This window comes from Micropruina sp. (assembly GCF_027492755.1).
In the GTDB taxonomy this organism is placed as follows: Bacteria; Actinomycetota; Actinomycetes; order Propionibacteriales; family Propionibacteriaceae; genus Micropruina.
The window spans coordinates 14,597-25,197 of record NZ_JAPUED010000041.1; the positions used below are offsets into that span (position 1 = coordinate 14,597).

General features: G+C 69.3%; 12 protein-coding genes. 4 read left to right on the top strand and 8 right to left on the bottom strand.

What is annotated here, in order from left to right:
* A partial coding sequence (ribA, locus tag Q0066_RS02675; protein WP_298129794.1) for a GTP cyclohydrolase II RibA occupies positions 1-1,199 on the top strand: 1,199 nt, incomplete at its 5' end.
* Here the strand turns inward: ribA and Q0066_RS02680 are convergent.
* The 5 genes from Q0066_RS02680 to Q0066_RS02700 are packed head-to-tail and all read right to left on the bottom strand — an operon-like array spanning position 1,196 to position 5,079.
* Entirely contained in the window at positions 1,196-2,050 is an 855-nt protein-coding gene (locus tag Q0066_RS02680) for a class I SAM-dependent methyltransferase (RefSeq protein WP_298129796.1), read from the bottom strand. The genes ribA and Q0066_RS02680 overlap by 4 nt on opposite strands.
* On the bottom strand, positions 2,047-3,060 hold the full coding sequence (locus Q0066_RS02685; RefSeq protein ID WP_298129798.1) for a glycosyltransferase: 1,014 nt from the start codon (positions 3,058-3,060) through the stop codon (positions 2,047-2,049). The genes Q0066_RS02680 and Q0066_RS02685 overlap by 4 nt, the downstream gene beginning before the upstream one ends.
* The gene (locus Q0066_RS02690; protein WP_298129799.1) at positions 3,061-3,438 is read right to left on the bottom strand and encodes a 6-carboxytetrahydropterin synthase; all 378 of its coding nucleotides are present in this window, start codon (positions 3,436-3,438) and stop codon (positions 3,061-3,063) included. It lies immediately after the preceding gene.
* Positions 3,426-4,415 carry a zinc-binding alcohol dehydrogenase gene (locus Q0066_RS02695; RefSeq protein ID WP_298129800.1) on the bottom strand — a complete coding sequence of 330 codons (990 nt, stop codon included), beginning with the start codon at positions 4,413-4,415 and terminating at the stop codon, positions 3,426-3,428. The genes Q0066_RS02690 and Q0066_RS02695 overlap by 13 nt, the downstream gene beginning before the upstream one ends.
* 10 nt (positions 4,416-4,425) lie before the next feature.
* Entirely contained in the window at positions 4,426-5,079 is a 654-nt protein-coding gene (locus Q0066_RS02700; protein ID WP_298129802.1) for a TetR family transcriptional regulator, read from the bottom strand.
* Between the two features lie 216 nt (positions 5,080-5,295).
* Between Q0066_RS02700 and Q0066_RS02705 the strand changes: the two genes are divergently transcribed.
* Both Q0066_RS02705 and Q0066_RS02710 read left to right on the top strand, forming a co-directional pair.
* The gene (locus Q0066_RS02705) at positions 5,296-6,243 is read left to right on the top strand and encodes a hypothetical protein (RefSeq protein WP_298129804.1); all 948 of its coding nucleotides are present in this window, start codon (positions 5,296-5,298) and stop codon (positions 6,241-6,243) included.
* Positions 6,228-6,917: a rhomboid family intramembrane serine protease gene (locus Q0066_RS02710; RefSeq protein WP_298129806.1), complete on the top strand. Its 690-nt coding sequence runs from the start codon at positions 6,228-6,230 to the stop codon at positions 6,915-6,917. The genes Q0066_RS02705 and Q0066_RS02710 overlap by 16 nt, the downstream gene beginning before the upstream one ends.
* Here the strand turns inward: Q0066_RS02710 and Q0066_RS02715 are convergent.
* From Q0066_RS02715 to Q0066_RS02725, 3 genes are all read right to left on the bottom strand, one after another.
* On the bottom strand, positions 6,877-7,734 hold the full coding sequence (locus tag Q0066_RS02715; RefSeq protein WP_298129808.1) for a hypothetical protein: 858 nt from the start codon (positions 7,732-7,734) through the stop codon (positions 6,877-6,879). The two genes, Q0066_RS02710 and Q0066_RS02715, sit on opposite strands and share 41 nt — an antisense overlap.
* A 57-nt stretch (positions 7,735-7,791) precedes the next feature.
* On the bottom strand, positions 7,792-8,670 hold the full coding sequence (locus tag Q0066_RS02720) for a hypothetical protein (protein WP_298129810.1): 879 nt from the start codon (positions 8,668-8,670) through the stop codon (positions 7,792-7,794).
* A 118-nt stretch (positions 8,671-8,788) separates the two neighbouring features.
* Positions 8,789-9,577, bottom strand: coding sequence for a DinB family protein (locus tag Q0066_RS02725; protein WP_298129812.1), 789 nt, complete (start codon positions 9,575-9,577; stop codon positions 8,789-8,791).
* A 48-nt stretch (positions 9,578-9,625) separates the two neighbouring features.
* On the opposite strand from Q0066_RS02725, the gene Q0066_RS02730 reads away from it, so the two are divergent.
* The coding region (locus Q0066_RS02730) for a RecQ family ATP-dependent DNA helicase (protein ID WP_298129813.1) at positions 9,626-10,601 on the top strand (976 nt) is incomplete at its 3' end.

The following is a 10,601-nucleotide window of genomic DNA, read 5'->3' on the forward strand; positions in this document are numbered from 1 at the left end:
TGGTCAGCCTGTCCCAGGGCATCGAGGACGGACGGCCGCATTCCGGTGCGCCGCTGGTCCGGCTGCATTCGGAATGCCTGACCGGCGACGCCTTCGGGTCGTGGCGGTGTGACTGCGGCGAGCAGCTCGATGCCGCGCTCGGGCTCATCGCGCAGGCAGGTGAGGGTGTGCTGGTCTACATCCGGGGCCACGAGGGGCGCGGCATCGGGCTGGTCGAGAAGCTGCGGGCCTATCGGTTGCAGGATCAGGGCTACGACACCGTGGACGCGAACCTACGGCTGGGGCATCCGGTCGATGCTCGCGACTACAGCCAGGCGGCGGACATCCTGCGCGATCTCGGCCTCGATCGCGTCCGGCTGCTGTCGTCGAACCCCGCCAAGCAGGAGGCGCTCGCCGCGCTCGACGTGGCCGTGGTCGAACGGCTCGGGGCGGCCGTGCCGGCTCGGCCCGAGAACACCCGATACCTGCAGACGAAACGGCAGCGGCTGCGGCATGACGATCTCCGCACGGTCGCCGCGGACGGCTCGACCTCGGACGAGGAGGCAAGCCGGTACGAGTGGCTCGTCGACCGGGACGAGTGGGTGGTGGCGCAGAGCGCGCAGAGCCTGGACGGCTTCCTGGCCACCCGTAGCGGTGACGGCGCCGGGCTGTCGGGCGAGGCCGATCATCGGCACCTGCATCGGCTGCGCGGTCTCGCCGACGCGGTGATCGTGGGTGCGCAGACCGTGGTGAACGATGATCCGCTGCTGACCGTCCGGCTGGCGTCCGGGAGCAATCCGACCCGGGTGGTGCTCGATCCGCATGGCCGGGTCTCGGCCATGGCGCGAGTGTTCTCGGGGCCCGATGCGCCAACCCTGTGGGTCACCGGGCCCGATGTGGTCACCATCGGCGAGGCCGCTTCGCACCTGACGCAGGTGCAGCTCGGCGCACCACCCTGGCCTGCCGGCGATGTGGTGGAGGCGCTCCGGGCGCGCGGTTTGCGGCGGGTGTTGGTCGAGGGCGGCGGGCGCACGGTCTCGACTTTCCTGGCGGCCGGTGCGCTCGACCGGTTGTTCCTGACCACAGTGCCGGTGCTGCTCGGTGACGGCGTCCCCGGCGTCCGCGTTCCGGCGGTCGACACCGTCGCGGACGCCCCCCGCTGGCCCCTCCGTCGGTTCCCCCTCGGCGACGACACTTGCTTGGAGTTCACCCTGCGCTAACCCGTTGGTCGAGCTTGTCGAGACCCTGTGCCGCCATGGTTCCGACAAGCTCCACCAGCGGGGTTGCCAGGAGTGATCAGCAGGTCGACGTGGCCGACCCGGACGCGCAGCGCTCCCTCGTCGAGCAGCCTCAGCCTGGCCCTGAGCCAGTCGGCGGCTGGGTTCGCCAGCTCGGAACGCGCCTCCACGGCAGCTTGGGCACGCTCGGTCAGCAGGCGACGGATCAGTGGCGCGGCACCGGCATCCAGCAGCCAGGGCGTGTCCGCCTTACGCACTCGCAAACCCAGGTGCTCGCATCGGTCGGCCAGATAGCCGGCAGCTCCGCTGCCCGGACGCCCGTCGCGCGCCTGATGCTCGTTGAATGCCGCGATCAGAGCCGAGTCGGCGGGATGCGGAGGGTCGAGCTGGAGGGTGCCGTCCACGGTCAGGCTGAACAACGCAGGGACGCGGTGCGCGACCAGGACCTCGGCCAGTTCGTCGAGTTCGGCGGTGGTCAACAGGTCCAGCAGGGCCGAGCAGGTCACCAGCCGCGCATCGCAGCTACGGATCAGGTCGCCGAGTTCCCCGAGACCGCCGACCACGCGTTCGACATTCTCGCCGGCCGACGCCGCAAGCAGTTCCGCGTCGTGATCAAGCAACACCCACCGGCCCGGCCTCGGTAGTCGCCGCTCCAGGTAGGCCCGGTTCGCCCCCGTCCCGGCGCCGACGTCCACGATGATCAGCGGGTCTCCGCCGTCCGCTGCGGCGACCCAGGCGGCCACCAACTCCGGGGCACCATCCCGGGCTACGGTGTCGGCGGTACGCCGCAGCGCCAGCCAGTCCGCGGCGATCGGACGCTCCGGCCGGGTCACTGCCCCACCACCTGGGCGAGTTCGGAGGCGACCTGGTCCCAGCTGCGCAGACGCGCACGGGCGCCGAGAGCCTGGTCACGCCACTCCTGGCGTCGCGCGGGATCGGTCAACCAGCGCCGCAACTCGCGGGCAAGCGGGCCGGGCTGACCGGTCGACACGGCCGCTCCGGGCAGTCCGTGTATCGAGCCGCTGCCGAGCGCCTCCACTGCCCCGGTGCCGGCCCCGACGATCGCCGGGATTCCCCGCGCGAGGGCTTCGGTGACCACCATCCCCCAGGTTTCGGCGTGCGCCGGATGCAGCAACAGATCCGCCGCGGCGTAGGCGTCGTCGAGCGCCGCCCCCTGCAACGGCCCCGCCCAGCTCGCCCGAGTCGCGGGCAGCACGGCGCGGAACCGTTCGGCGTAGTCAGGGTCGGCAACGGGGCCCACGAAGGTGGCCGTCCAGGAGAGATCGTGGCAGCTCTTGAGTGCCGCGACCGTGCCGAGTTGGTTCTTGCGTGGGCCGATCGAACCGACCTGCAGCAGCTGCGGCGGGTCGTGGGAGTCGGCGGGCTCTGCTGTCGTCACTCCGGGTGGGACGGCCGCGATGTCGTCGCGGCCCACCTGCCGGGCGAGTTCGTCGGCGGCCGTCCGGCTGGTCGCAACGACCCGCCATGAGGCCCGGATGCTGCGCTCCTCCAGTTCGGCCAGTTCGCGACGTTCGGCGTCCGACAGCCCGCCCTCGGCGGCCAGTGGCAGATGCACCAGCAGGAGGATCCGGACGCCGCGGCCGGCTGCTTCCTCGATCAGCTGCGGCGAGGCCGCGCCCACCAGTCCGTCCAGCAGCACGACCTCCGGGCCATCCAGGGCTGCGCGGAGGGCTTCGCGAGAGGCCGCATTCCCGCGCGGCCAGGGACCATCGAGCTCCACCATCCTCGGCGGAGAACCGGGCCAATGGCGGAGCACGGCCGCGTTGTAGCCGTGACCACCGGACGGCGCCGAGGGTCGCGGCACCACGAACCGCACCGTCATCTACAGCTCGAGCCGATAGGTGGCCCAGGCGTCCGGATGTTCCCGTAGCCGCACCGACAGCGCGGTGAATCCGGTGAGGTCCATGGCTGACCGCAGCCGCTCACCGATGTGTCCGGCGACGACCTCGGTGGTGCTGAACCGGCCGGCGAACGCCGGATGCTCGTCCAGGTTGCGGTAGTCGAGGTCTGCCAGGACCTCCTGCAGCCGGGCTGACGCCTCGCCGATGTCGATCACCACGCCGTGCTCGTCCAGGTCCGGACGGCTCCAGGTCACCTCGACCACGAAGGTCGCGCCGTGCAGTCGCGCGGCGGGGCCGAAGAACGCGTCCGGCAGGCTGTGCGCGATCATCACGTGGTCGCGGACGGTCAACTCGTACATGCGCCCTCCCGGGGGTAGCTGATCACTTGGCAGAGGGTGGTGCCGCGGCCGGCGTCCATGGCGCGCAGCGTGCCGGGCAGATCGGCGAAAGGGACCGGGGGCGCCAGCAGAGCGTCGAAGGCGTCGTCGCGCAACAGGTCGAACGCCAAGCTCAAACGGTCGGACGTGCTCCGCCGCACCGCCCGCGCCGGGCTCACCCGGCCGACCTGACTCGCCCGCAGCGTCAGCCGCCGAGCGTGGAAGTCGGCGCCCAGCGGGATGCTCGGCCGGGTCTCACCGAACCAGGACAGCTCGATCACCTCGGCTTCGTCACCGCACAGCCGCAACGCCGTCGCCACCCCGTCAGCCTGCGCGGACGCCTCGAACACCAGGTCGCAATCGGCGGCCGCGGCGTCCGGTCCGACCAGCGGGACGCCGATCCGCGCCGCGATCGCCGCCTTCGCCGGATCGATGTCGACCAACTGGAGGCGTCCGAGCGGGAAACGGCGCAGCAGGGCGGCCACGCTCAGGCCGACCATGCCGGCACCGACCACCCCCACCCGATCGCCGATCCGAGGTGCGCCGTCCCAGAGCGCATTGACCGCGGTCTCCACCGTTCCGGCGAGCACTGCGCGCTCGGTGGGGACGTCGTCGGGTACCTCGGTGACCGCCGATGCCGGGACAACGTAGACGTCCTGATGAGGGTGCAGGCAGAACACCCGTCGATTGAGCAGCCGAGCCGGCCCTGCCTCCACCACGCCGACGCTGAGGTAGCCGTACTTGACCGGCCCGGGCAGATCACCGACCTGGAACGGGCAACGCATCAGCGCCCGCACCGGCTCGGGGACGGCATGCCGATGCACCAGCAGCTCGGTCCCCCGGCTCACTCCGGACGCCAGCGTGCGCACCCGCACCTGATCGGCCTCGGGCTCGGGAAGCTGCTCGCGGCGCAGTTCGCCCTGCCCCGCTGCGATCGTCCAGTACGCCGTCGCCTCCATGCCGGCCACGCTACCTGTGCGGACCGGTTCCTCCGCCCAGCGTGGCGATCGGCCCCTGCAGCAGGTCGAAGGCCCGGTTGGTCGCCGCCGTGAGGCGCTCCGCGATCACTTCGGGTGCCCGCCCCGCCAGGCTGTCGCGTTGCACCTGGTTCAGCAGGTTGGTCTGAATCGCGACCAGAATCCAGGCGGCGCTCGATGCGACGATGTCGTCCTCAGTGGTGTTGAGGTCCTCGGCGATGGCGCTGGTCAGCCGGGTGACGGAGCGGTCCACCATCAGCCGGGAGCGCGCCTGTAGGGAGGGGCTGTCGGCGACCATCCGATAGAACCTGCCCATCCCGGCAGCGAGCCCGACCCGCCAGTCGCGCTGGTCGATCAGGGTGAGCAGATCGCGGCGGCAGGCGTCCACGAACGGTTCGGCGGGCTGTCGGGCCCGGACGGCATTGGCCAGCCGGCTCACCACCTCGTCCTGACGGTCGAAGAAGAGGTCTTCCTTGGTCGGGAAGTAGTTGAAGACCGTCGCCACGGACACCTCAACCGCATGCGCGATCTCCGCGACGGTGACCTGGTCGAAGCCCCGCTCGGCGAACAGCGTCATCGCCGCCTCCGCGATCGACGCCCTCGTGCGGGCCTTCTTCCGCTCACGCAGCCCTTCCGGCCTCGCCATCATGGGATCATCTTATCCAGAATATTATGCTCACTCTAGTTTTAGAGTGGTACTGTCGTTTCAGTGAGTACAGCGGCAGAACATCGGCCGCAAGAGCCTCGGACTCCTCAGCGGAGACCCGCCCTTCGCGGTCGCGGAATCAACTACGACACCGGATTCGCCGGCGACGGTCACTCAACACGGAACCGCTTTGATCCAGACCTGGTGCGCCGCGAGATGAGGGTCATCGCCGACGACCTGCAGTGCACAGCCGTCCGGGTCTCCGGCGGCGATCTGGACCGGCTGGTCGTCGCGGGCCGGGCTGCCCTCGATGCAGGCCTCGAGCTGTGGTTCGCGCCCTTCCCGACCGAGCTGGCGCCGTCCGACCTGGCGCGGTACCTCGCGGACGCAGCCGAGCGTGCGGCTGCCCTGGAGCGGACCTGCCCCGGCCGCGTCATTCTCGTCGCGGGCTGCGAGATCAGCCTGTTCAACGCCGGATTCCTGCCCGGAGCCACCTTCACCGAGCGTGCCGCGAACCTCTCCGCCGGAGCCTGGCCGGACGAGCTGCGCGCCGCTTTCGGCAGGTTGCCGTCCACCCTCGACGCGTTCTTCGCCGACGCGTTGACGGCTGTGCGGGCCAGGTTCCGCGGGCAGGTCAGCTATGCCAGCGGCAGCTGGGAGAGCATCGACTGGTCGCCCTTCGACATCGTCGGGGTGGACGGCTACCGCGACGCGCAGAACGCGGCGACCTACCGCCAGCAGTTGCGCGCCTACCTCGCCACCGGCAAGCCGGTCGCCGTCACCGAGTTCGGCTGCTGCACCTACCGCGGTGCGGCCGACAGGGGCGGTCTCGGCTGGGCCATCGTCGACTGGGAGCACACCCCGCCCGAGCTCGACGACCACTACGAACGCTCCGAGGACGAACAGGTGGACTACCTCCGCGAGCTGCTCGCGATCTTCGTCGCCGAAGGGGTCGACTCGGCGTTCTGGTTCACCTTCGCCGGCTACGAACTGCCGCATCGCGCAGACCCGCTGTTCGATCTCGACATGGCGTCCTACGGGGTGGTGAAGCTCATCGAACCGGACGTGGCGCGCGAAGGAACCGGTCTCGGCTGGCAACCGAAGAAGGTGTTCGCAGCCCTGGCTGAGGCCTACGGGAAGGAGAAGACATGGAATGGATCCTGATCAGCATCGCCCTGACCGCCGCAGCGGCCGGCGGCGTGCAGTACCTGCGCGGCTCCGGACGGCGGCTGGCGCTGCCCGGAATGACCCTGGTGCTGGCGGCGGTGACCGCGGTCGTCAGCATTCTGGGCAACCTCAATCCGGACATCCTGGCCGCCCTCGGCCGGGACCGCGACGCACTGCTCGGCGGGCAGTGGTGGCGGCTCGTGACTCCCCTGCTCGTGCAGGACGGCGGCTGGGCCGGCACGCTGTTCAACCTTGTCGCGCTGCTGATCGTCGGCACCCTCGCCGAGACGCTGTACGGCCGGGGCGTCCTGCTCGGCGTGTACGCCGCCGCCGGCATCGTCAGCGAGATCGCCGGCTACACGATCCTGCAGAACCAGGGCTTCGCCGGAAACTCGGTCGCCGACCTGGGCCTGACCGCACTGTGCCTGGTGACCTACGTCGTCGGTACACAACCACTGCCGCGGGTGCTGGGCGTGGTCGGCCTGCTCGCCGGAGCCACCCTGATCGTCACTGCGAACCTGCACGGCATCGGCTTCGCCGTGGGTGCCGTCGCCGGCCTCGTCCTGGCCCTGCCCGGTCGTGAACGACAGCCGTCCACCACCCTCCCGGCGGCGAGACCACCTCGCCCTGCTACGTGTTCGGCACCTTCCAGAACCGACCGATCTCACTGATCCAGAAGACCGCGAACAGCAGCACCTCGATGACTTCGAGGACCAGCACCGCCTGCGGCAGCTCCAACCACAGCCCCAGCAGTAGCCACACCACGACAGGTGCCGCGAGCATCCCCACGACGACTGCCCGATAGAGGCGTCGACGAGCCGGGCTCGGCTCGATCGCTTGGGGCATCCATTGCCATCCCTGTGCGGCCACGGCGATCCCGAGGTGGATGAACAGCAGCACGGCGGCCGGGGTGTGCACCCAGGCGAATGTCGTGGCGGGATTGACGACGTTCACCGCGAGCCACACCGCGTAAGCCGCCAGGACGGCGAGTGAGGTGAGCGTCAGGTTCCGCAGCAGGCCCGGCCCCTTGGCCAGCCAGCCCATCGACCAGCCGCTGCGGGTGTAGTCGACGAACACGAAAGCGGCGACGGTGACCAACGCACCGCCGAGAATGACCCGGACCACGTCGCGCGGCGACGTCTGCCCCGACGTCGCCATCTCGCCGATCTGGGCGGCGATGTCGTTCGGCACCAGGGCGACGATCGTGGCGTAGAAGCCCGCGACGTTCAGGGTGTAGTCCTCGATCGGCGTCACTCCCCAGTAGCCGAGCAGTGCGACGGCGGTGCCGATCAGCCCGCCGACGAACAGGTCACGGTACTGGCCACCGTGGTAGCTGCTGAGGGAGTCGGGGATGCCCGTTGACGCCGTCCAGCCCATCACGGCCAGCAGCGCCATGATCGGCGCCAGCACCAGAAGGCGCTGCAGATGTTGGGCACCGCCACCGCCCAGTGGTGGATCGCACTGCTGCTGGTCGGGGCGGATGAGCATCACAGCGAACCATTCTGGTCGAAATGCGGCCCCCGGGTTGAGTTTGTCGACACCAAGTCAGCTCCGACACGTGGCCAGCAGCTTTCCGTCGGCATCAAGGACCTTGCCCTCCACAACCGGCGGATGATTCCAGTCGGCAAAGTGAACCCGCGCTTGCGGGGTCACCCTGGCGTCGGCGATCGCGACGCCATCGACGACCGGATGCGTGCTCGTCACGCTGTCGCCCGCCAGCCCGATCTGCAGAGTGGCTGCCTGAGTCAGAACGGAGCCGGCCTCGTTGCGGACGGCGCCGGCGCCCTTCAGCTCGTACTCGGCGACGGTGCCGTCATCGTTGGCCATCAAGCCGCTGGGTTTGATCGGGCAAGCGGGGATTCCCGCGGCCGAGGGACCGCCGATGGACAGTTCGACGGAGGCGGCGACGTCCTCGTCGGGGTCCTCCTCCTCGGGGGAGTAGCGGACCGAGCAACTGACGACCGTGCGGTGCTCATCGATGAACGCCACCGTTGTCGGTGTGCCGGGTAGGTCACCGGTAGGCCTGCTCAGGTTGTGACCGACGAATCGCCATCCGGCGTCCATCACGAGACCGCTGGTCGAGCAGATCCGCCTCAGCCCCGCCTCGGTACGACGCTCGGCCGCGGTGACCGTCACCGAGCTGGGGGCTTCGGACCAGCCGATATCGCAGTGGTAATCGTCGGTCCAGAAGGAGTAGTTCACGTCGATGCCCGGGGGCAGGGACGTCACCCGCGACAGATCCGGTTCGGACGACCAACCCGCCGGCGGTGGACAGCGCTGGACCACAACCGAGCGTGGAATCAGGGGCTGCTTCCACCACTCTCCAGGTTGGTGCACATCCAGAGCCCAACCTTCCGGCACCTTCTCGATCGGGATCGCACCCGCGCACCCCGGCAGCACCAGCGCCGCCAGCGCCCCGAGCACGACGGCGAGTCGCTCGAATCGATGGTTCATGGAGCCCCCCACTCGTTCCCACCCAGGCTTAATACCTCCGGTGCCTAGGTATGAGAGTCCGGTCAGCATAGCGGGGCATGCCGTGGGGTCAAGCCAGTAGGGCCAGATCCCGCCGGACGTAGCGCAGGTGCGCCCACTCCTCCTCCAAGATCACCCGGATGCAGTCGCCCACTGTGGGGCTCCAGTCGCCGCCCCAGGGATCTTGGCGTTCCTCGGCAAGCAGCTCGGCCGTCGCGGTGCTCAGGAAGTCGGTGACCAACTGCTGCCGCTCGGCGCGCACCGCAAGGATTTCGTCATAGGTCGGGGTGTCCGTACGGAAGATCGACATGTCGAACCCCATCTGCTCGGCACCGGTGAAGATCTGACCGATCTCGTGCAGGGGTTGCGGTATTCGCAGGATGCCGCCGCGCAGCCAGGCGTCGGTGGCGAGGATGAGGTGCCGCAGGGTCTGGGCCAGGGACCACTCGCCCTCGACATGGGCGTCGACCATGTTCCGCGGTGTGCTCTCGACGGTGGTCTGCCATGCGGACTGCACCGCGACCCAGCCGTCGCGCAAGCCTTCGGGGGTCTGCGCCTTCTGCAGCTCGCGCCCCGGGAACTGCCGGTTGAGCTCGGCATCGACCAGCGGCACCACATCGACCCCGTTGACCAGGAGGCTGCCGAAGAACAGGTCGTGGCTGTCGATATCGAGTCCGTCGACGTCGACGCTGCGCATCGTGACGCCGCTGACATCGGAGAACCGCAGTGTGGCTCCCTTGAAACTGGCCTTGACGAAGGTCGCGCCTTCGAACTCCTTCGTACCTGAATAGGTCGTCATGGCTTCATCATCACAGCTGCCTCCGACACTTCCGCCTGCCCGGTCGCGCCGCCGATCCACTGTTCCAGAGTTGCGGGATCGAGGGCCTTGTCAGTGCGGGACCTTACGATGAGCCTCGTGCCTGACTTGTTGCCGCTGGACGTGCTGCGCCGCACCTTCGGGTACGACGACTTCCGCGGCGAGCAGGGTGCGATCATCGACCAGGTCACCGCCGGCGGCGACGCGATCGTGCTGATGCCGACCGGCGGTGGCAAGTCGTTGTGCTACCAGATTCCGGCGATCGTCCGGCCCGGTGTGGGGGTGGTGATCTCGCCGCTGATCGCGCTGATGCACGACCAGGTGACCGCCCTGGAGAACCTGGGCGTGCGCGCCGGTTTCCTCAACTCGAGCCAGAGCTACGAGCTGCAACGACTCACCGAGCAGCAGGCGTTGGCTGGCGAACTCGACCTGCTCTACCTTGCCCCCGAGCGGCTCGACCTGCCCCGAACCCAGGAGTTCCTCGATCGGCTCACGCTGTCGGTGTTCGCCATCGACGAGGCGCATTGCGTGTCGCAATGGGGCCACGACTTCCGCCCCGAATATCTCAAGCTCTCAGTGCTCGGCCAGCGCTGGCCCGACGTGCCGCGGATCGCGCTGACCGCAACCGCCACCCTCAACACTCGGCGCGAGATCGCCGAACGGCTCGGCCTGCAGCAGGCGCGAACGTTCGTGGCCAGCTTCGACCGTCCGAACATCTCGTACCGGATCGCGCCCAAGCAGCAGCCGCTGAAGCAGTTGCTGTCGCTGATCCGTACCGAGCACGACGGCGACGCCGGCATCGTCTACTGCCTGAGCCGCAAATCGGTCGAGGCAACCGCAGAATCCCTGGTCAAGGAGGGCATCGAAGCCCTGCCTTACCACGCCGGGCTGCCCGCCGCCGTCCGGTCGGCCAACCAGTCGCGGTTCCTGCGCGAGGACGGCATCGTGATGGTTGCGACCATCGCCTTCGGCATGGGCATCGACAAGCCCGATGTCCGGTTCGTGGCGCATCTCGACCTGCCGCGCAGCATCGAGGGCTACTACCAGGAGACCGGACGCGCCGGCC